Raw genomic sequence first — 21953 nt, forward strand, 5'->3', positions numbered from 1 at the left:
ATTTTAAGTTGTTCGTTTAACCCCAAAAACCGTTAATATTATGAAGAAAAAACGACCCCTCAACCGGGTTTTTTACAAGATTATGACCATCACTTTTCGACAATTCGTCATTGCGCTTCTCTGCTGTGGAATCTCGATGGCGAATGGAATTCATGCGCAGGAACTTCTCAACAAACAAGTATCCCTTAAAGTTGAAAGCAACGGGATCAGGCAAGTTCTGAAACAAATTGAAAAGCAGACAGACGTCAGGTTCGTTTTCAGCACGAACAGTATCCAGAGCGCCCAAACAGTTGCAACGGGAAACCTGCAAGGTACTTTGAACAAAGTTCTGGATCAGATACTTACCCCCCTTAACGTCAGCTATGAGGTGATTGACAATACACGGATTCTGCTTCGGAAAAAGCCGGAAGACAGTGAACAAGCCAAACCAAAATCTTCGGCCGGTATACTCAGGTTCGACAAAGCAGTTACCGGAAAAGTATTGGATGAAAAAGGCTCAGCACTCCCGGGAGTTAACATTCTGATCGTAGGAACACAGCAAGGAACTACTACTGACCAGGATGGAAATTACAAGATATCGCTTCCAAATGGGTCAAACACATTGCGATTCTCTTTTATAGGATACATCAGTCATGATGCGATTGTTGGCAATGAAACTACCATTAATGTCACACTCGAACCGGATGTTAATGCGTTGAAGGAAGTGGTGGTCGTGGGGTATGGTACTCAGGAGAAAAAAGACGTAACAGGAGCAGTTTCCTCGGTAAAAGGCTCTGATTTTCAGAACCTTCCGACGGGTGGAGCCCAACAGGCTTTACAAGGAAGAGCGGCTGGGGTAAACATCGTGCGTAACGGTGGAGCACCGGGAGATGCCGGAACAATTCAAATCAGAGGTTTCGGTACGGTTAACAATGCGGATCCGCTGGTCGTGATTGACGGAGTACCTGCAGGTTCGATGAACGATGTAAATCCGAATGATATCGAATCAATCGAAATACTAAAGGACGCTTCTGCATCAGCAATTTATGGAACCCGAGCTGCTAACGGCGTGGTTATTATCACAACCAAACGTGGCGGATTCGATAAGCCACTTTCTGTGACACTCAACGGCTATGCGGGTGTGACCAACAAAATTAAAATCCTGGATGTTTTGAATGCGCCAACATATGCTTCTCTGAAAAGGGAAGCATATACCAATGATGGTCTTCCAATACCCGACATCTGGAACGATACACAATATCAGACTCAAAAAACCAACTGGCAGGAAGAGCTTCTGAAACAAGGTGTTACGCAAAATTATGACGCTTCGATCAGAGGTGGCGGCAAATATTCGTCTTTTTCTCTTTCTGGCGGACATTATAGCGAAAAGGGAATAATCGGAAAATCATATTATAAAAGATATACCTTCCGAATCAATTCCGACCACAAAATAGGCTCCAAAATCAAAATTGGGCAGAATTTACAATTTACCAATACCCAAAGCAACGCGCCTAATACCACCTCTTCTCAAACAGGTTTGTTGTGGAGCGCCATTCGCTTTCATCCCGGATTACCTGTCAAAAACCCGGACGGATCATATGGGTCTACAAAAGGAATTGGTGCTTTCGGAGATATTAATAATCCGATATATACTGTTGATGTTCAGGACCAAACGAATATTCGGAATCGGTTTTTGGCAAGCCTAACGGGTGAATATGAAATTGTGAAAGGCTTTAAACTCCGCGCAAACCTTGCCGAAGACGCCACTTTTGGAGAAACAAGCAATTTTGATGTAAAAGTAACCGATCAGTTTCGTACGAATTCATACAACCAGCTAGACCTTGGGCATACCAAATACTGGTCGTTTTTGCAGGAATATTTCCTTTCTTATGACAAAGTATTTGGCCAGCATTCAGTAAATCTGGTGGGAGGATATACCTCGCAGACATTCAACGGGAGATATTCGAACCAGAGAGGAAGGGAATTTTCAAGCGAAGATCCCACGCTACGATACCTTCAGTACGCCGGAACTATTGTTAGTATAGGCACTGGCACAGGGGGCGATGGCGGTAGAAGTTACGATGCACTTGCCTCGTGGTTTGGCCGGGCTAACTACTCATTCAAAGATCGATATCTGGTCACCGCGACTTTCCGTGCGGATGGTTCTTCGAAATTTGCGCCGGGTAACCAGTGGGGTTATTTCCCTGCCTTTTCTTTGGGCTGGCGTTTATCTGAAGAAGCTTTTTTCAAGAATGCATTACCAGTATTCAGCAATTTCAAACTTACAGGGGGCTGGGGCCGTTTGGGTAACCAAAACGTCGGTTCGCTCCAATATCTGGCTTTGATCAACTCATCCTATAGATATGCACTTGGTATGGGTGGAACGCAAAATCACATTTCGGGGTCTGCTCAGAGCAAATTGCCAAATACAAAAATAGGTTGGGAAACGGCCGAAATGAGCAACTTCGGTGTGGAAGCCGGACTCTGGAAAAACGCTCTTTACCTATCTTTGAACTATTTTATCAAGGATACTAAAAATATGTTGTTGTCCCCTCCTACTTTCGGAACGGTGGGAACGGCATCTATTCCAGATCAGAATGTTGGTCAGCTGCGTAACCAGGGACTTGAAATTGAGGCCACTTACCGTCATTCTTTTGGTGACCTGACTTTCAATGTGAGTGGAAATGCAACTTTCATTAAAAACAGGATTACCAAACTTGCAACGCCGGGTGGCTTTTTGGCCTCGCAATTGTATGGTCGCGGTCAGCAGGAAATTGTAAGGACGTATGAAGGACATCCATATGGCACTTTTTACGGATATAAAACGGATGGAATTTACCAGAACCAAAGCGCGATCGATTCGGATCCGAACATTGCCAACGATTCCAGAAAAACCGATGGTTTGATTGCTCCGGGAGACGTTCGTTTTGTTGACCTCAACAAAGATGGTATCGTAAATGATCAGGATCGGACGATATTGGGAAGTCCTCAGCCGAAAATCAACTATGGCTTGAATGCAGGGTTGAACTATAAGGGATTCGATCTCAATCTGTTTTTTGTAGGTGTTGGTGGCGTCTCGATATACAATGCCGACCGTATGCAAGGACTTGATGCGAGTTATTCCTTCAACTTATATGCCGATGCGAACGAACGCTGGCATGGTGAAGGAAGCAGCAACAGCATCCCAAGATTGAGTATTGACAACGCGAACCGGAATTTCAGGCCTTCTGATCTGTTCATTGAAAAAGGCGATTTCTTCCGTTTGAAGAACATGACACTGGGCTATAACATCCCTCGTTCGATCACTGAAAAAGTCAAACTTTCGGCTGCACGTTTTTATATAACGGGTCAAAATTTGATCACAATAACCAAGTATTCCGGTCTGAACCCGGAGTTAGGCTATGTCGGCGGCGATCGTAATTCGGGTCAGTATAACCAGCTGAACGTGGATTATGCCCAATATCCATTGGCAAGGACCTGGACTATCGGCGCGACACTAACATTCTAAAATCCAGACTTTCAAGAAGAATAAATTCATATGAAAAAGATATTTTCACTTGCAGGATGGTTTTTACTGGCAGCATTGACCAGTTGTAACGACGACCTGCTCGAAACTACTCCTTACGGACAAGTTACCTCAGCCCAATATTGGCGCAATGGTGATGATGTTGTCTCGGCGGCGAACGCCATATATGCCCCATTGTTGAACGAAGACGGTTTTGCCCACACGGAATACACATTCGACAACTGCTCGGACGATATGAACCGTGCCGGTGACCACGCCGATGAAACATCGCTGGAGCTATTCACTTTCGATGCCTCCAACTCGCATATTCTGGCGACATGGTCAACAAAATACGAAGTGATATCCCGTGCGAACGCTTTATTGATCAATGCTCCAAAAGTGACGATGGATGAGACGTTGAAAAACAGAAGTATGGGCGAGGCTTATTTTCTGAGAGGGTTTGTGTATTGGAGACTTTCACTGATATACGGCGAGGTGCCGATTTTGGTTGAAGACGACGCGATCAACCTGAATTTTAACAAAGCCAAATCAACTGTTGCAGAAGTTCGCGCTCAGGCGGAAGCTGATTTCAAAAAAGCTGCAGAGTTATTGCCTGCTTCCTATGACGCGGACGATGCCGGTCGCGCTACGCAGGGAGCTGCTTATGGCTTCCTGGCTAAACTATATGTATATCAGGAAAACTGGGCAAGTGCGATTGAGGCTGCCGGACATGTTGTGAATAATCCGCTATACAAATTGGCAAGCTCTTTTAACGAGAATTTCGAGTTGACTACTGAAAATAATCCTGAGATATTATTCTCTCTTCAATACGAAACCGGCTGGACAACAGACAATTCACCGACTTTTTACCATACACCCCAGGTATATGGCGGTTGGGGTTTTCATGAACCAATTGAAGATTTGGTACAGGAGTTTGAAAAGGGTGATGTTCGTAGAGCCTCGTCAATTTACGCTCCGGGCGACCAGGTTGAACGTGGTGCATTGGGAAAATCAGAGTTCACAGCGGATATGACACGTGTGACAGGATATGCTTTTAAAAAGTATACCACCTTTACGGACGCAGGTGATATGAGTCAAAGCTTAAATGCTCCTTTCCTTCGTTCTGCGGATGTATACTTATTGGCCGCCGAAGCAAAAATCCGTTCAGGTGTGAGTGGCGATGCTGAGTTGAATGCGGTGAGAACCAGAGCTGGATTAAAAGCGATAACAGGAGCGAAAATGTCGGATATTATGCACGAGCGTCGTGTTGAATTGGCAGGTGAAAATGAACGTCATCAGGATCTGATGCGTTGGGACAAAGCTGGCCTGATCGACATCGCGGCCCATTACAAAATCGCCCGTGGACCATATAAACCAAGCCGTAATTTCATCAAACCGAAGCACTACTATTTCCCACTCCCACAACGCGAAGTGGATTTGAGCAACGGGGTATTGATACAAAATCCAAATTATTGAGCATCTAGCTGCTCAGATTAAGCGATTAGTGACGGCGTAAGTTCCGTCGCTAATCGCTGATTTTCAGTACTCAATTCAAAATATTACGATTTCGTATTATCGAAATACGTGAAAGAAGTGACTTCCCGAAAGTTGCCCTTTGTGCCCTCTAAACTAATCGCTAACAGCTCTTGAAATATCTGCCCATCCTTCTTCTTCTACTCGCCTGCGAATCCACTGAAAAATACCGGAAGGAAAAAATTGTGGGTTTGTGGCAAACTGATTCTATTTCCAATTTTGTCAACGGACGGAGTTATACCAATAATGTATATGACGAACATTGGTCACGGTTTGAGTATAGAAAAGATGGCGCATTGTTTGAGCGACGGCAGGATGCATTCCGAAAACGGGAATATCGGGTAACCGCTGCAGATACAGTCATATATCAGGATTCGACTGGAAAAGAATTAGGGAAATACCAGATTCTTAAATTAGACGACAAACAGTTAGTGCTTAAAAAATCTCAAAAACCATATCTGCCTGGGAAAAATCAGGAGCTATATGAAATCCGTTTTTTCTCTCGCATTTCTAAGCTAACCCCCGCAGCAAACTAAACAATTAAGGATTATATCAAGTAACAATTGCTGGAATTTGGCTGGGGCTGGAGCTATGGTTGGAGCCGATTTGCAATCGGTTCCCTTTGGTTTAGCGTTTGCAACGCGTTTGAAATATTAAACTTTCATTTTTAGGTCAAAAAAAGGCGTTGTAAACGCTAGACCATTCAACTTCGATTGCAAATCCAAGTTAGCTCCGGCTGGAACCGATTTGCAATCGGTTCCCTTTGGTTTAGCGTTTGTAACGCGTCTGAAATATTAAACTTTCATTTATAATCAAAAGAAGGCGTTGCAAACGCTAGACATTACAACTTCGATTGCAAATCGAAGTTAGCTCGCGTATAATACAAAAAGTGTAAAAGCAAAACCCGAAGACCGCCTTTACACTTTCTCAAACCACTCACTTTTAACCTCTTATCTTCTTCCGCCGCCTCTCATTCCGCCGCCGCCGAAACCTCCCCGAGAGCTCATACCGCCTCCAAATCCTCCACCATATCCACCACGACTCATGCCGCTGGACGGTGCACGATAATTGTTTGGAGTGTAACTTCTGTTATATGTCTGGCGTTGAGCAGGTTGTGAATAACCTCGCCAATTTGGATTACCACTCATAGAACGACTGCTGTTCCCTCCACCATAAATCGAACGTGCGCCATAGGTAGGATTAAAATGTTGGTTTGCAGCCCGCATAAATCCCGTATTGCCTCTGCCAATCACATTGTTCCGAACTACGTTGTCACGATAGACATGGTTGTAAGAACGATACAGATGCGGATAGTAACGATAGGCACCTCCGAAAAACCAGGAAGAGAATCCGAAGGAAGGAAGGCCATATATGGATCCACCACCTAAACCGAAGTAAAATCCTGATCCAAAGCCCATTCCGGGATACCACATGGGTGAGCCGAACCAGTATGGATATCCAAACCAGTATGAATATGGATTATAGGCATAGGTATTGATAACCGTGTCGGCTGCCGGAGCAGGGTAACTATATCCGGTCTCTTTGGCATATTGTTCGGATGCTCTTCTCAAATCCTCCATAGCCTGCGGATCTTTGGCCATATTGTCTTTGTAAGTCGCCAACTCGTCACGATTTTGTGCATCCAGACGGTCATGTTCGGTTGCCAGAGCCTGCCTGATATCGTTTGGACTGTCCTGGAATTTCTGACCCAAACGTGCTGTCAAATCCATATGTTCATTCAACAGCGAAAGAACATCGGGTGAGTCGAGCAATTTGTAAAAAGCATTCTGTGCGATCTCATTCAAGCCACCGATCAACGATTCAAAAGCCCTTTCCGCATTTTGATTCATGGTATCAACCAAAACAAGATCATTGTGTTCCTGACGATACAATTTCCACGCAGCCTCTTTCAAATCCGCATCATTGGTTTTTACAAAGCTTTGAATTTTGTCCTTTGACGCCCCCTTTGGTTCTGTTGCCAGAGCGTGCATCAAGTCGGGAAACCGTGATACATCATAAAACCATTTTTGTTTTTTTTGACTAAAGTCTCTAACCGTTTCCTGAAACCGTTGGCTCGCCTGATCATGAATGTCTACCAATTTTGTCAGAATCTGAGGATACTGACTGGCGATCAGAATATTCTCCCTCACTTCGGAATTATATGGAGCGATTGAGCTAAGAATACTTTTATCTATTTGATCAAAATTTTCCGTATTATTTTGATCCTGAGCAAACAACATCACCGGAGTACCTCCTACCAGAAGTGTGGCCAGCAGAACATTTCTAAATTTCCGATTGATTCCGATGGACAAACCTTCCACCATAAATCCTTTCCAATCCTTTTTCATTTTTAAAGAGGTTTTTCATTTCCTGATTTTCAACTTCACTCACGTGTCAAACATGACGTTCAGGGAAGCTTTTCATTAACTTTTTAACACCTTTTGTAATTTGTTTTTCTAGTCTGTTGGTGTTACTCACATCCCCCGATATGGCTTGTTGCCACAATATCTCTCCCGTTTTCGCATCTGTGATGTCTAATATCAGCGTGCCTTTTGTACTGGTGCTGCTATATGGATAGCCGTAACCGTATCCGCCGTTGGGCATTCCCCAATATCCCATTCGGTACATCGGATAGCCCCAGCCATACATTGGGTACCCGCCTCCACCGTAGTAATTCCTTCTTACCCTCTGAGTGAAGGTGTGAAATTGAAGCAGCAAATCAGGGTTATTGGTATTCCTCACCAGCCCTTTCTGATTCAGCGCAGCATCGAACGCCTTCTGAATATGTTGTCTGGCATATGCGTTATTGTACAGAGGATTGTTGGAAGTTTTCATATCAGGAAACATCCAATTGTAACTTTGACTGCTGGCTGGAAGGACCATTTTGCGGTCTTTTGCAAAGGAAGGAACTGCAACGACCAACAGCAGCCCCACCCAAATTATTATCGTTTTCATAGTTTTTGATGTTTACTGGTCAATTTATATTTCACTTTAAAGAAGGAAAGGTAGAAGGAAAGAAACTTCCCGGCAGTCTCTTCATGAATGACCCTCCATTTCATCAATTCACTCACTCCCACCCTTTCCACTCACTCATCACAAACCCGGCTCACTTTTCATTCACTAATTCAAAATACACTCATTAATCAAAGCCCAATCGCATAATACTGAACCTCCGCGTTTCCGGGATAAACCCCTTCGAGCATCACGCCACCTTTTTTAGTAGAAAGCAGCTTTATAGCTTCCTCTGCACTATTGACAGGCTTTTTATCAATTTTGGTAAGCACAAACCCCTCTTCCATATCCGTTCCCTGACGAATTTTTCCGGCGAAAATCTGGCTTACCTGCACTCCGTTTTCTACTCCAATCGCAACCTTTTCTTTATTGCTCAAATTCTGAAGTTCAATACCCAGCTGATCCATCGTCACCGGTTTTTCGTTTGCCGCTACCAACGCTCCTGAATTTGCCTTCAATGTCACTGTGATATCCTTCACTGTTCCATCTCTATCGATAGTCAGCGCAACCTTGTCGTTCGGTTTGTGCTGTGCGACCGCCTCTTGCAGTTGAGCGACAGAAACGATTTTATGGCCCTCCACTTTTGTAATCACGTCCCCGATTTTTATTCCTGCTTCTTTGGCAGCACTTACTTCAGCGAAGTTTTCAACACGAACGCCCTCAGAAACCTTCAGGTCAAAGCTTTTAACTTTTTCCCCAGTTACATCGCTGATCCCGACTCCGAGAAAACCTCTTTGAACCGTACCATATTTCGACAAATCTTCTACTACCTTATGCGCAATGCTCGACGGAACCGCGAATGAATATCCTGCGAAAGAGCCGGTTTGACTCGCGATTGCAGTATTGATTCCTATCAGGTTTCCTTCCAGATCTACCAGCGCACCACCCGAGTTACCGGGGTTTACTGCTGCATCAGTTTGAATAAATGACTCAATGGGAGCCTTCGCATTTTCACCTAATATATTGATATTCCGACCTTTAGCACTTACGATACCTGCCGTAACGGTTGAGGTAAGGTTGTAGGGGTTACCAACTGCCAGCACCCACTCACCGACTTTCACATTTTCAGAATTTCCGAAAGAGAGCGATGGTAAATTTTTAGCATCAATTTGAATCAAGGCGATATCTGTATTCGGGTCAGAGCCGATCACTTTCGCTTTGAATGTACGATGGTCAGCAAGCGTAACTTCCAAAGATTCAGCATCTTGAATCACGTGGTTGTTGGTAACGATATATCCGTCCGGGTTAATGATTACCCCAGATCCGCTTGCCTGAGCTTTTTCTGGTCGTTGCTGTGGCTGTCGCCCTCCGAACGGATCCTGGCCTCCAAAGAAATCCTTAAAAGCATCCGGAACTTCCATCCGGCTGACGTTGCGTTCGGCCTTCATGGTTGATTTGATATGTACAACGGCTGCGGTCGCCTTTTCGGAAGCGAAAGTAAAGTCTGCCGGGATCATCGCCGTTTTGCCCGGCACTTTGCCATCATATTTTGCTTGAACGATGGGTGCTTTATTTATCCAATTCGTCAGCGAATCAGGCTTGGAAAAATGATCATATGCTGCATAAGAAGTGCCTCCGAAGATAGCAGCTGCCAATACCAGAGGAGTTAATTGTCCGAATTTTGAGTTTTTTAACATGACTTAATTTTGGTTAGTAGCTAAGAATTAGTGTCGTATCCGGAACGGGTGATTGGCCTTCCTGCCTCTGCCTTCTTCGTACCGACGATTCAAAGTTGCCACCCAAAACTGGAGAGAAACTGAAGATTTTGAAGATTTAAAAAAATAAAAAATATTATTGAATGGAGAAATGAAGCTCGAGATACAGGAAAGGAAAGACAGGAGCGAATTTGGTGCCGTATTCCGAGAACTGTTTTTGGTATTATCCGAAGTCGGGTATTTAGTGACTTTCAGCGCCAGATAATTGATTCATAAACAATTATTCCTTTTCAAAAGGTATCGACCCGTCGGAGTGAATACGTTAGCGCAATAGGAAGTGCCGCAATGGAAGTGCCGCAATCGCTCATTTCAAGTAACCCTATTAATCGCTGTTGGTATATTTTTCACACCAATATCCCGGTTGTCGGTCGATTAAATGCGGTAAAATAATTACATAAAAACAGGCTGCCCCACGATGCGCGGAACAGCCTGATGTACATTATACCAACCTTTTGACTTGAATTTCAGTAACTATTGTTTTGCCACAAATACACCACGAAATGAAGGTTCGAATGCCAAATAGTATCTCTCCAACATGTCTTGGAATCTCCCTGCCAAAGTAATTTCACCTTCATCGAAGAACTAGGTCGCTAAAGGCGGTCCACCCGGAATCATGATTTTTTCGCGTTTGCCCTTGAAGGTATGGCGTTTTGCCGTGAATTTGGCAGTCAGATATTCACCCATATACACCGAGCCCGTGATGACGTTATCCTTCACCGTTCCTGAAAAACTGAAGGTAATATTGTCGGCAGCCTGACGATCCGAAGTCCGGATTTTGATTTCATTTCCTTCAATGGTACCATTCAATTCACGCACCGAATACTCGCCTTTGTGCGAACCCTGCAACCAGTTTCCGTCTTGCTCGATAATGAAAGTCTGCTTGCTTGTGCTGGTAAAGAACTCCAGATCCACGTCCCAATGACCCTTCAAATCGGCGCCTGCCGCAGCCATATCTGTTTTCTTAGGTTCATATTTTTTGGACAAAGTTTCGAATAATCTGTCTGCCACCACCTTGTCGTCTCCCGGCTGCATCTGCCCTGTCGTAATCGAAACAAAAGTCGCGTTGTCCCGGGATCCTCCTCCCAATGCTATACGAGGTTTTGTTCTTCCGAAAGTTTCGGCGATCTCCTCTCCCGTAATATTCAGTTTTGCAGGGTCCCAACTTACACGAAGCGAAGGCGTACGGTTCGAAAGATCTTTCGGCTCAACGACTGTCATCTTAAGACCGTCAATTGGTGCCAATCTTTTGGAAATATTGTCGAGCCAGGTCAGCCATTTTTTCCAGTCTGCTGCATGGTCGCGTTTGGTCCATGCCTCAACTGCCGCTACCATACCCATCGCCTCTTCGCGCCCAACTTTATTATCGCGTCCCGGGCCATGGTGTGGAGCGCTTGCCTGCCATGCCGACATCAGCAAATCTTTTTTACCCAATACCAAACCGGCGCATTGCGGGCCACAAAGCACTTTTCCACCGCTATATACAACCACCGCAGCCCCTCTTTGCAAATGGACATTAGGAATGGTCAGGTCCTCTGCCGCGGCATCAACCATCACAGGAATTTTCTTTGCATTCGCTATTTTGGAGATTGCTTCGGTCGAAAATGGCCCTGATTCCGAAGGCCCGCCTGCCATGATATAGATCATCGCCGTCCGTGAGCTGATTGCGTTTTCAAGCTCCTTAATATCGTTGACCGTAATAATTGTTACCCCTACATTACGGATCGCATGGTCATATACATTCCGTGAGTAATTCGGTATAATCACCTCAGTTTTTTCAAAGCCTGTCAGATCTGGTATCCTGATCAGTTTTTCAGGATTTCCGCCCGTAACACAAGCAACGGTAATATGTTTCATGCCCGCAGCACAGCCAGATGATACCAATCCCCACTCCGCGCCTGTCAGTTCAGCCAACCGTTTACCTACGCCGAAAGCGAGTTCGTCATACTGGACAAATGACTGCGCAGCAGCATCCATCGCCGCACGTACTTCCGGTCTTTCAATAGAGCCGCCGATGATCGTAAAAGTACCGCGACAATTGATCAACGGCTCAACACCAATGGATTGATATAGTGCCTTGCTGGCAGCTGCGTCAATTTTAGTTTCCTTATTTTCAGTCGTTTTAGGTAGCACAAAACCTCCTGCGAGTGGAAGCAATGACAAATCCTTGAGTGCATCTCGACGTTTCATCTGATATGGTTAAAGGTTATATTTTCAGGAATATTGTTGTTTTTAAAGGCTTTATCGATTGATCCAATCCCTTGGGATAAGGACAGGTAATGACTTGTCAATACCCTCATTCGGCACTACTTTTTCTCAAAATCCAGCCAATTTTTATTTGGTGCTTTCTTTTCAATACAATGGAAAATCTTCACGAATTCATTGAAAGAAAATGATTGATCTGCCATTTCCGCAACTGACCAATATTTCTTTCGATCCTAAGATGCAGGAGAATAGGATTGATACTCTTTTTGACAAAAAGAATTACATTTAAACGTCTTTCGAAATCTGAACATACTGACAGAACCTTGGAAATCAACGACGGTACCATCCTATCCACAACGGTAGTTTATCAGCGACAAGAATATCGCTTTCAACTACAGCCAGGCCAATACCATTCAATCATGTCCCTCATATCCAGCAAATTGAATCTATCGGACTCTCTATGGACATTAGACACGTTTCAACTCATTTCGCTTGTGTCACCCCTTTCATGGTTGTTCCCGTGCAGAAAATATTTCTTTCTATAATAATATCACCACGTCGTGGTTGTCGATAGTTAAAGCAATTGACATTATCAAAGCTAGATGGTTCAAACGACGAGATCTTAGAAAGTCCGAAGGACTGACACTATTACAGCTAAATACCCTGAACTGAAAAATAGAACCATTTAGTGGTTACATGGCCTTGTACCGAATCAACAATAAGCTGTAAAAATTTCCATCCCCTCACTTGCAAATACAAGATTTTATAATTCACTTTGCAATGCAAAGTACTTTTAATATTAAACGCTAATTATCATGAAAATCTCAAAGGTTAAATTCGTCTCCTTCTTTCTTGTTTTTGCGTTCGCCTTCCTTTTCTTCTCCACTGGAGTTTTGGAACAGGCACCTCAGTCGTTTTTGGGAACTGATTCTCAGCTCGGCTGGCAGTCGGCAGTATCGTCAGTACTTTCACCAATCAAAATCATTTTGATAGGGCCCCTGTTGCCATTTATTAAATTCTTACAGCAAGACCCTGACACACCACCGCCATTCTTTTTGATCGGATTTGCGGTCTACTGGACTATACTTGCCTTGTTTCTTCACTTTTTGATGGGGAAGCTAGGACATACTGCCTGACATTTTAAAACTAGATCATATCGAACATCATTCCTGAGATCGGAGAAACATGATAGCGTACATTCTCCGGTCTCATATTTTTTTCTCCTGATCAATGATCATTACGGCAACGATTGACAACATCCATTCCGGCAAGTCAAAATAAAAGGTGAGTCATCATGCAACATAAAGACAGTTTTTCTCCACTATGAGATAACTCTATTTATAGCCATGAAACTCACCTTTAATGAAAAAATTGCTACTCACTCCCCTATTTATGATTATTGCTACCTTTTGCTTTGCACAGACCGGTGCAATTGAAGGTATTGTACAAAATCAAAACAAAGATGCTCAGCCATTTGCTGGCATATCGCTCTATACATCCACAGATTCGTTGCTTGTCAAATCTGAAATTGCGGATGAAAAAGGTATTTTCAAATTTATTGGAGTTGCTGCCGGTCAATATTTCATTCGAGTTTCATCCATTGGTTTTCTAAATTTTCAGTCGGAAAAATTTGAGGTTGGAGCCGAAAATTCCCGTCTTGAACCATTCACGCTTCTCCCTTCCGCCCAAACATTGAACGAAGTAAAAGTTACAGCTACAAAACCATTGATCGAGGTTCAGAACGACAAAATTGTCTTTAACGTCGAAAGCAGTATCACCGCCGCAGGATCGACAGGTTTGGAATTGCTTAGAAAAGTGCCCGGAGTACAAATTGACAAGGATGAAAATATTCTTGTGAAAGGAAAACAGGGTGTACGGATCTATATTGATGGCCGACCGAGCCAGATGTCAGGACAGGATCTTGCCTCTATTTTGAAAAGCATGAACTCTGCTGATATCGAAGCGATTGAGGTAATCACCAACCCATCAGCCAAATACGACGCGGCCGGCGACCTGGGTATTATCAATATCCGACTTAAAAAGAACAAAAATCTGGGTACAAATGGCAGCATTTCGGCCAATGCGAATTTCGGAATTACACCCAAATACAACGGCTCCGTGACACTCAACCATCGAGACAAAAAGATCAATGTTTTTGGGACTTATGGGTATAATCAGGGAGCGTGGCACAATACCACGAACGACGATCAGATTCTGAACAATATCAGTTACAAAAAGCTTTGGAACGGTATATGGCGCGACACAACGCACAATATGCGTTTGGGAACCGACTATTTCCTCACTTCAAAAAGTACGATCGGTGTCAACGCGAACGGTCGAATGAGTGACCAGAATGGCGGCGGGGAAAGTAAAACTACTATCAGCAAATATCGAAACTATGAAGCTGATTCAGTAACACTTGACTCAAAAACAAGCAACCCCACAAAGAGCCAAAACTGGAATTTCAACCTTAATTATAGATATGCCGACACGACCGGCCACGAGCTGAATGTGGACGCTGACTATGGCATTTTCAGATCTAGACGGAAAAGTTTTCAGCCCAATACTTACCATTTTCTGGGTGGAGAAAGTGCCGATATTGAACGAAATTATGTAACAAATACTCCTGTTGATATCACCATAAAATCCTTAAAAGCCGATTATGAACAGCCGTTCATAAAAGGAAAGCTGGGATATGGTTTTAAACTGGCAGATGTTACGTCGGACAATACTTTCGATTTCTATACTGTTGAAAATGAGCAACCTGTTCTTGATATTGAACGAAGCAACAGATTTAAATATACCGAGCGGGTGTATGCAGGGTATGTTAATTACAATAAATCTTTTGCAAAAAAATGGAATGTTCAGGCTGGTTTGAGGTTGGAGAATACCAAGTCTATCGGGGATTTAAAGAGCTACAAAGAAAATGCGCTCAATAAAGTTGATACAACCTATTTAAACCTGTTTCCCAGCGGCTCGCTTTCATACAAGGCGAGTGATAAACATAATTTCAGTTTAAACTATGGCCGGAGGATCAACAGACCTACTTATCAAAACCTGAACCCGTTTGAATATCGAATCGATGAGCTGGTATATTCGAAAGGAAATCCATTTTTGAAACCCGAATATGCCAATACGTTTAAGTTGACGCACGTCTATAAGGGGCAATTGACGACCTCGCTCGGTTTTATGCGGACTAAATTTCCGGTGGCGACGATCCGAATTCCATATGATGATAGCCGCACCTATTTTTTTACCGATAATCTCGATCATTCAACGGGTTATAACCTCGATATCAGTTACTCTGCTTCGATTACCAAATGGTGGACTACGACTATAAATGTTAGTGGGTATCATAGCATATGGCAGGCAAAACTGGACAATGGTCTGATCATCGATAACCCCACAACTGCATTTAATTTTAATTCACAAAACACTTTTAAAGTCGGGAAAAGCTGGACTTTCGAGTTATCTGGCTGGTACAATTCTCCTTACAGACGGATAGACTACAACTCCGCTATGGGTATGATGGATGCTGGAGTTCAAAAGAAATTCTGGAAAGACAACGCCACTATAAAGCTGTCAATGAGCGACTTGTTACGCACCGCCCACGGTGGATATCATTCAGAATATGCAGGAATTGCCACCGATCTGAGATTCAAATTTGAAGGAAGAATGGTTAAATTAAATTTCACATATCGATTCGGAAGTAACGATATAAAGGCCGCCAGAAACAGAAGATCAGGTAACGAAGACGAGCAAAACCGAATACGGTAAACGATTTTTCACCATTCAGGAATTAAGAAATTTTAGGTCTGAACTTTCTTAATTCCTGAATGGTAAAAGAATATATTGCAAGTTCCTTACCGCTCAAATCGCATCCAATCCAAGTGATACAATGATCCTTTTGAGTCAGGATTTTTGAATAAGAAATATAGATCACCTTTCGAAATGGAAGGCGTTATAGGCATATCGATTTCTTTCCAATCCAGGATCGGGTCGTTGACTTTCCCGGCGGGTATCTTAACCGATCCGAGCAATATGCCATCTTTTCCGTTTTGTCTTACTTCAAGCGTTCCACCGGCACCCTGCTCCTGAATTCTGAAACGAATTGATTTCAAGCCTTTTAAATCAATCTGGTTAAACCTGGCGAACTTGCCGTTTGTGATATTAGCCAAATAGGAAATATATCCGGTATTCTTGGTTGCAATTACTACGCCCGCGTTTCCTTCCTCATAATCTTCCATCTGGATCAACGGATCTCGTAGCACAATTTGACTGCTCGTCGTGAAGGGCTCTATGCCGTTTGCACCTCTGTCTGTATAACTCGCCTGTAGTAAATATGCACCTTCGCGACCTTTACCCTGGTGTGTCGTTAGATTGATAGTCCCCGTAGGTGGAATGCTTTTTCGAGGCGCTTCAAGCGAGAGAATATACCTTGCTAAAAGGTTCGCGTCTTGTGCCGACAAATCAGCATGAGGAGGCATGGGGTAAGTTCCCCAATTCCCACTCCCACCTTTAATAATCTTGGAAGCGAGCATGTCTGCAGCACCGTTTTTGTCGATATACTTTTTTGAAACCGCTTTCAGAGCCGGGCCAATTGATTTGGTATCCAGCGTGTGGCAGGCCTTGCAGTCGAGCGATGCGTACAACTTTTCGGCCCCAGCAAATTCAGCGTTTCCACCATGGCCCGCAGACAAGCCACTCGCCAGATCTTTTCCAAAAGGAATATAATTGAAAGAAACAACAACCTTTTGATTATCAATTACTTTATCCTCCTTATCCTTCACTGATACCCTATAATTCAGACTGCTTTTATCAAAATAAAAACTAGTATTAGATGCACTTTTTATACTCACTTCAGGCGGAGTATTCCCCACCCTGACAGTTGTTGTGGACGATGACTTACCTCCATTTTGATCAGCAACTGTTAATACGACCTGATATACTCCCGGCTTATCAAAAGTATGCACGATATCCTGCCCTTTGTAATTTTTGGCGCCGATTGTCCAATCGTAAGTTAGCTTATCGTTTTGATCAAAATCCTTTGATTCCTTTCCTGAAAATGAAACAGTTAACGGAACGCCACCCACTGTTTTACTGGCCCTCGCTGACGCTACAGGGTTGCGGTTTCCTTCCGAATATTCAACTCTGATAATGCCTGAATCCGTGTTTTTTGCAAACCAGTTAGTACCATATGCCAATAAATAAACCGCACCGTCAGGGGTAATTTGCATATCCATCGGCGCGACTACCTTCAGTTGGCGCAAGAATGGCTCCATTGAAACGTAATTACCATTTTCATCAAGGGTCACTGCCATAATCCACTTGCGAACCCAGTCATATATAAACAGTTTACCATGGTAATATTCCGGCAATTTGTACGGCGCTTTTTGATATAGATCACTGTAATAAACCGGGCCGGCCATCGCACTTGCCCCGCCTTTTCCTACTAACGGCCAATTTTTGGACGGACCTTTTCCATACCATATCATTGCTGGCTGGGCCGGCGGCAGATTCTTTACACCTGTATTATTGGGCGAATTATTGACCGGATGAGCAGGATCCTGACCAGGACCTTCCTTTTTGGTAGCGAAATCATACTTCGGAAAAACCTCGTTTGCACCCAAAAAATAAGGATATCCAAAAAAACCGGGTTTGCGTGCCTGATTTATTTCATCGTAACTCAATTTCCCTTCACTCGCCTGAATCTCCGTATCCGGACCGACATCTCCCCAATAGACGTAATGATTTTTGGGATCGACCGACACACGAAACGGATTCCTGAGTCCCATCGCAAAGACCTCTGGTCTGCCCTGTGATCCATCTTTGGGAAACAAATTTCCATCCGGGATACTATATGAGCCATCCGCTTCGGGTTTTATCCTCAAAATCTTTCCGCGTAAGTCATTGCTATTGGCAGTCGATGCCTGATCGTCGGCCAGTTCGCGCCCCGGTCGTTCATCCGTCGGATTGTGTCCTTCGATTTCCTCTGCATTGGTATTGTCGCCGATTGACAAATAGAGCAAACCTTCCGAACTAAATGTTAGATAACCAGCTGAATGACAACAATATGAACGTTGCGTCGGCACCTCCAGTAATACCTTTTTTGATGAGATATCCAGCTGCTTATTTTTAAATTCATAGCGAGCCAATTCACTCACATTTCTGTTTCCGCCCACTCCATAATAGAGATAGAGCCAATGATTTTCGCTGAATTTGGGATCAGCAGCGACACCCAGCAGCCCGTCCTCAATACCACTGAAAACATTCAGATGAGCAATCGTACTCAAAGTTTTAGTTGCATTATCATAGTAGCGAACTGCTCCTTTTCGCTCCACAATCACGATACTGTAATCAGGTAAAATCGCCATTTCCATCGGCTCATCCAACCCTGAGGCAAGCGTTGTAAACGAAAATCGGCTGGAGTCTGGGCCAATACGCACAGGATTTGCTGATGGAAACTGAGTTTTCTCCGCATCAGTTATAGACTCATTGACAAAAATAGCTGACTCCCGAAGCGGCTGAGAGCTAATAAACAGCGTTGATAGAATAGCGACACTCGCCAAAAAGCTGAACTGGTTCAAATTTTTAATGGATTAGGAATGAATATCAAGCGTTTGGTCAAAAGGTTAAAGCTTAAAGGTCAACAGATTGCCAAGCAGCTTACTAATAAAATTGTTTTTCAAATATACACTTAATAATTTCAATTATTAACTATCAAAAATACGCATCTTGGAATTTTATAGTTCAGGAAAATTCCAAAATATTGATCGAACTATCAAGATTATTCGGAACTGCTGCTACAACTTTGGTGCAGCTGGTTTAAACGGTCTTGCCCAATTGTTCGCTCCAGTGGTTTTCAGCTTTCGTTTATATACCTTATCGTTGGCAGTAACGTACAGGATATCAAAATTGGATCCGCCAAATGCAACGTTCGAGGCGTTTCCATTCGGCGTCGGGAGGATGGCATTTACTCTTCCTGTTTGATCCAATATCTGAATTCCCGCCTTCGTCGCAACATACACACGTCCTTCTGCATCACAAGTTAATCCGTCCGGCCAAGCGTTATTATCCTGATCTCGGACGTGTAGCCAACCATATTTCTGTTTACCCGAAAGGAGCCCATCAGGTTGAATATGATACGCATAAACCCAATGTGATGTCGATTCTGTCACGTACAGTGTAGATTGATCCGGGGAAAGCGCGACGCCATTGGCAAACAAAATACCAGAATCTACCAGCACTTTCTCGCCGTTTGGCCGAATTAGAAAAAGGCTCGAGGGTTTTTCTCTTCCATCAGGCGCAGTCAGGTATATGTTTCCATTAAAGGCGACCGTCAGGTCATTACCCAGAACATCTTTCACGACCACTTCTTTTTTCCCATGAGGCGAATATTTTAAAACGGAGGCAATTTCCCTCGCATATTCGTATCGGTTCCCGTCTTTATCAAATTCGATCGATGTGGCATTTTTAGTATCTTCGTTGACAAGCGTTAACCCACCTTTTTCTGTCGATTTGTAAGTTTTATTATTAGGTATATCCTGGAAAAATACCTCCCCGGCAGCGTTCGCCGACGGACCTTCCGTAAATCGATACCCCTCTCCCACTAATTGCCAGTCCTCTGCGGGCAGCAGCAGCGCTGAAAGAAATTGATTTTGAGAGTTGCCCTTGGCCACGGGTTTAGGCCAGTCCTTCCATAAATACTTCATAGCTGCCGGGAAAAGTGCGGTCCCCTGTTTGCCATTATGGCCCCCTTCACCCCATTGGTAGGTTACTTCATATCCCGCAAAAGTGAGCGCCCGAAGCATCATCTGATTGGCCATCCACCAGTCACCGGCATATATATTGAGGTCGTTGGCTCCATCCTGAAGGTATACACGCAGAGGTTTCGGCTCAAATTTGCGAATTAAAGTAGGGTAACGGTCGGCGCCTCTCAGCCCGACATAGGTGCCAATCGTGCTAAACACTCTCGAAAAAGCATCTGGTCGCTCCCAAGCCGCGGTGAAGGCGCAAACGGCCCCGCTGCTGGAACCCCCAATGGCCCGGTCATTACCACTTTTTGATAAATGAATGACCCTGCCGTCACTCGTTTTCTTTCCCTCAATTAAAGGCAGCAGCTCATCCAAAATAAATCTGGCATAATTGTCACCTAATCCGTCATATTCAAAGCTCCGATTGAAACGGTCTACCGCTTCGTCAGAACTTGCCTTTACTTTCCCATGCATTACAAACACACCGATCGTGACAGGCATATCACCTGAATTGATCAGATTGTCGAAAACTACCGGTGCATTCCATTGAATTCCATCCTGATTTATATATACGCAAGCAGGTTTTTCCGGCTTATACTGCGCAGGAACATATACCCAATAATCGCGGCTTGTACCGGGAAAAATTCTGGAACTGTCGAGCGTAAACTTCATTATTTCGCCTTTTGGAACACCTTGATGTACTTCTGAAGCGGGATCGACAAGGTAAGTTTCCGTAGCCTGGCCATAGCCTAAATTGACGAGCAGCAAAAACGCGAGCGTGCAAATAATTCTCATATCCTTGAGTTAAGTCATTTAAAATTCCCTTTTTCCTGTGCCTATCAACAAGTCAGTTAAATGGCGCAGAAAGAAACAAGAGTAAAACCTTCTCTTTCAACATTATAAGTCGATAAAACTTAAATCTAATGCTGCTACCGCGGCCTTACTCCAGATTAAAGTCAACCGTTCGGCATATACGTTGAGGACATGACTGCATCAGGTTCGTTTTGTCCCGATTTCACTCCTTGGCTGACAACTTTCCTGATTGGTCAAAAACCCAGTTATTCTGCTTTATCCTACCTTTTTTATCCGGTATATTAATTTCCGAATTCTGATAAACAAATGTGATATCCAACGTCTTGTTAGCTTTGAGATCTACAATCACAAAACCCGGGCGTGTTTCTTCAACGCGGGATCTCTTTTTATTCTTTCTCATACCAGTCGTTTTCGCTGCTGATCCGCTGACGATCTGCACTTTTCTGATGTTATTTTTCTTATCAATTAATTGCAAACCATGTTCGTGACCGGCTACATATACAACCTGATCAGAACTTTCATATACGCTTCTTATCTTTTTGATCATGCCCTTGTACTGCAAATTTCCCAAATCCTGACGAAAAAACGGAACGACCAAAATCCTGCGCAAGACCCCTAGCGGGAAAGTCATATACCCGCCGTGTCCTCCGTAACTCTGAAATGGATGGTGCGAAGCGAGCAGGATGAACTTACCTTCGTTCGCTTTCCTCAGACTATCCATTTTCGCAACCACCTGATCTTTGGTATTACAACTGCAATTGCTCGCGCTGTCGATTTTGTCATATCGGTGAAGCCACCATTGGCTGTCGAATGCAATAATTGTCAGATTGTCACCAAGCTTGATCTCATATGGATCCGGACAACCATTGGCTGGCACCAATCTGAGATTGGGGTCGTTCTGATCCTTCAAAATTTACCCTGCGCTCTAATCTTTTTCAAACCATCCCGCTTCATCACGTCCCAGTCGTGATTTCCGGGGACAAAATAAATCGGCACATTCTGATCCTGCTCACGCATAGGCCCAAACTGCCCCCGCAAAATTTTCTGTGTACGAGCTGTATCAGGATCGCCCGGTAATGCCATCCCCGCGTGATAAATATTATCGCCCAGGAATAGCACCGTTGTCTTATTCGGAAGAATATTTTTCGCTGCTTCTTTTGCCGGTTGATATGTCGCGGTATCCATTATCTCCCCCGCATCGCCCAGAAAAATAATGCGTTGGACAATATCTTCATTTTGCGCATAAACCTGTTGCGACAGGAGAACTACGAAGAGAAGTATGAAGTTTTTCATGGAGTGTTTTTATAAATGGAAAGATATAATCAAGAACTGGTCAGCTTAATATAGAATAGCCGAAATCAAGTGATCGCTGCCCTCTTGCAGAAACAATTCATATGAATATAAGTGCCAAACAGAAAAAAATATGCCCCTGTCTAGGGC

The 21953-nt window shown here is 43.8% G+C and carries 13 protein-coding genes; 5 read left to right on the forward strand and 8 right to left on the reverse strand.

Going from position 1 to position 21953, the window contains the following annotated elements; translation table 11 throughout:
• The first annotated feature begins 40 nt into the window (after positions 1-40).
• The 3 genes from AC1XUD_RS04280 to AC1XUD_RS04290 all read left to right on the forward strand — a co-directional run bounded on the left by AC1XUD_RS04280 (position 41) and on the right by AC1XUD_RS04290 (position 5553).
• Positions 41-3487 (forward strand): SusC/RagA family TonB-linked outer membrane protein, encoded by a 3447-nt coding sequence (locus AC1XUD_RS04280; RefSeq protein WP_483359724.1) that lies wholly within the window; start codon positions 41-43, stop codon positions 3485-3487.
• Positions 3488-3517: 30 nt separating this feature from the next.
• Positions 3518-4960, forward strand: coding sequence for a RagB/SusD family nutrient uptake outer membrane protein (locus tag AC1XUD_RS04285; protein WP_483359725.1), 1443 nt, complete (start codon positions 3518-3520; stop codon positions 4958-4960).
• A 170-nt stretch (positions 4961-5130) separates the two neighbouring features.
• Entirely contained in the window at positions 5131-5553 is a 423-nt protein-coding gene (locus AC1XUD_RS04290) for a hypothetical protein (protein ID WP_483359726.1), read from the forward strand.
• A gap of 414 nt (positions 5554-5967) precedes the next feature.
• Here the strand turns inward: AC1XUD_RS04290 and AC1XUD_RS04295 are convergent, their stop codons facing one another.
• The 4 genes from AC1XUD_RS04295 to AC1XUD_RS04310 form a co-directional block, all read right to left on the reverse strand.
• Positions 5968-7365 carry a hypothetical protein gene (locus tag AC1XUD_RS04295; RefSeq protein ID WP_483359727.1) on the reverse strand — a complete coding sequence of 466 codons (1398 nt, stop codon included), beginning with the start codon at positions 7363-7365 and terminating at the stop codon, positions 5968-5970.
• A 46-nt stretch (positions 7366-7411) separates the two neighbouring features.
• Entirely contained in the window at positions 7412-7972 is a 561-nt protein-coding gene (locus AC1XUD_RS04300; protein ID WP_483359728.1) for a DUF4136 domain-containing protein, read from the reverse strand.
• 188 nt (positions 7973-8160) lie between these two features.
• Positions 8161-9666, reverse strand: coding sequence for a Do family serine endopeptidase (locus tag AC1XUD_RS04305; protein ID WP_483359729.1), 1506 nt, complete (start codon positions 9664-9666; stop codon positions 8161-8163).
• Positions 9667-10326: 660 nt separating this feature from the next.
• Positions 10327-11931 (reverse strand): aminotransferase class V-fold PLP-dependent enzyme, encoded by a 1605-nt coding sequence (locus AC1XUD_RS04310; protein ID WP_483359730.1) that lies wholly within the window; start codon positions 11929-11931, stop codon positions 10327-10329.
• An 830-nt stretch (positions 11932-12761) separates the two neighbouring features.
• On the opposite strand from AC1XUD_RS04310, the gene AC1XUD_RS04315 reads away from it, so the two are divergent.
• Both AC1XUD_RS04315 and AC1XUD_RS04320 read left to right on the forward strand, forming a co-directional pair.
• A complete protein-coding gene (locus tag AC1XUD_RS04315; RefSeq protein ID WP_483359731.1) occupies positions 12762-13082 on the forward strand; it encodes a hypothetical protein in 321 nt (106 codons plus the stop codon).
• 226 nt (positions 13083-13308) lie between these two features.
• The gene (locus AC1XUD_RS04320; RefSeq protein ID WP_483359732.1) at positions 13309-15723 is read left to right on the forward strand and encodes a TonB-dependent receptor; all 2415 of its coding nucleotides are present in this window, start codon (positions 13309-13311) and stop codon (positions 15721-15723) included.
• A gap of 86 nt (positions 15724-15809) precedes the next feature.
• Here AC1XUD_RS04320 and AC1XUD_RS04325 read toward each other — a convergent pair whose 3' ends face one another.
• The 4 genes from AC1XUD_RS04325 to AC1XUD_RS04340 form a co-directional block, all read right to left on the reverse strand.
• Positions 15810-18533, reverse strand: a complete 2724-nt coding sequence (locus AC1XUD_RS04325; RefSeq protein ID WP_483359733.1) for a PQQ-dependent sugar dehydrogenase — start codon at positions 18531-18533, stop codon at positions 15810-15812.
• A 216-nt stretch (positions 18534-18749) separates the two neighbouring features.
• Positions 18750-20495, reverse strand: a complete 1746-nt coding sequence (locus tag AC1XUD_RS04330) for an SMP-30/gluconolactonase/LRE family protein (protein ID WP_483359734.1) — start codon at positions 20493-20495, stop codon at positions 18750-18752.
• Between the two features lie 220 nt (positions 20496-20715).
• Positions 20716-21423 carry a hypothetical protein gene (locus AC1XUD_RS04335; RefSeq protein ID WP_483359735.1) on the reverse strand — a complete coding sequence of 236 codons (708 nt, stop codon included), beginning with the start codon at positions 21421-21423 and terminating at the stop codon, positions 20716-20718.
• Positions 21420-21806 carry a metallophosphoesterase gene (locus AC1XUD_RS04340; protein WP_483359736.1) on the reverse strand — a complete coding sequence of 129 codons (387 nt, stop codon included), beginning with the start codon at positions 21804-21806 and terminating at the stop codon, positions 21420-21422. Before AC1XUD_RS04340 ends, AC1XUD_RS04335 begins: the two co-directional genes overlap by 4 nt.
• Positions 21807-21953 lie beyond the last annotated feature (147 nt).

It is taken from the genome of Dyadobacter sp. HNCC25DJ184, from assembly GCF_056895215.1.

Excerpts from the sequence above, each read along its gene's own strand:
- AC1XUD_RS04330 (WP_483359734.1), bottom strand. The coding sequence starts at position 20,495 with ATGAGAATTATTTGCACGCTCGCGTTTTTGCTGCTCGTCAATTTAGGC.
- AC1XUD_RS04315 (WP_483359731.1), top strand. The coding sequence starts at position 12,762 with ATGAAAATCTCAAAGGTTAAATTCGTCTCCTTCTTTCTTGTTTTTGCG.
- AC1XUD_RS04285 (WP_483359725.1), top strand. The coding sequence starts at position 3,518 with ATGAAAAAGATATTTTCACTTGCAGGATGGTTTTTACTGGCAGCATTG.
- AC1XUD_RS04340 (WP_483359736.1), bottom strand. The coding sequence starts at position 21,806 with ATGAAAAACTTCATACTTCTCTTCGTAGTTCTCCTGTCGCAACAGGTT.
- AC1XUD_RS04310 (WP_483359730.1), bottom strand. The coding sequence starts at position 11,931 with ATGAAACGTCGAGATGCACTCAAGGATTTGTCATTGCTTCCACTCGCA.
- AC1XUD_RS04305 (WP_483359729.1), bottom strand. The coding sequence starts at position 9,666 with ATGTTAAAAAACTCAAAATTCGGACAATTAACTCCTCTGGTATTGGCA.
- AC1XUD_RS04300 (WP_483359728.1), bottom strand. The coding sequence starts at position 7,972 with ATGAAAACGATAATAATTTGGGTGGGGCTGCTGTTGGTCGTTGCAGTT.
- AC1XUD_RS04320 (WP_483359732.1), top strand. The coding sequence starts at position 13,309 with ATGAAAAAATTGCTACTCACTCCCCTATTTATGATTATTGCTACCTTT.
- AC1XUD_RS04295 (WP_483359727.1), bottom strand. The coding sequence starts at position 7,365 with ATGAAAAAGGATTGGAAAGGATTTATGGTGGAAGGTTTGTCCATCGGA.
- AC1XUD_RS04280 (WP_483359724.1), top strand. The coding sequence starts at position 41 with ATGAAGAAAAAACGACCCCTCAACCGGGTTTTTTACAAGATTATGACC.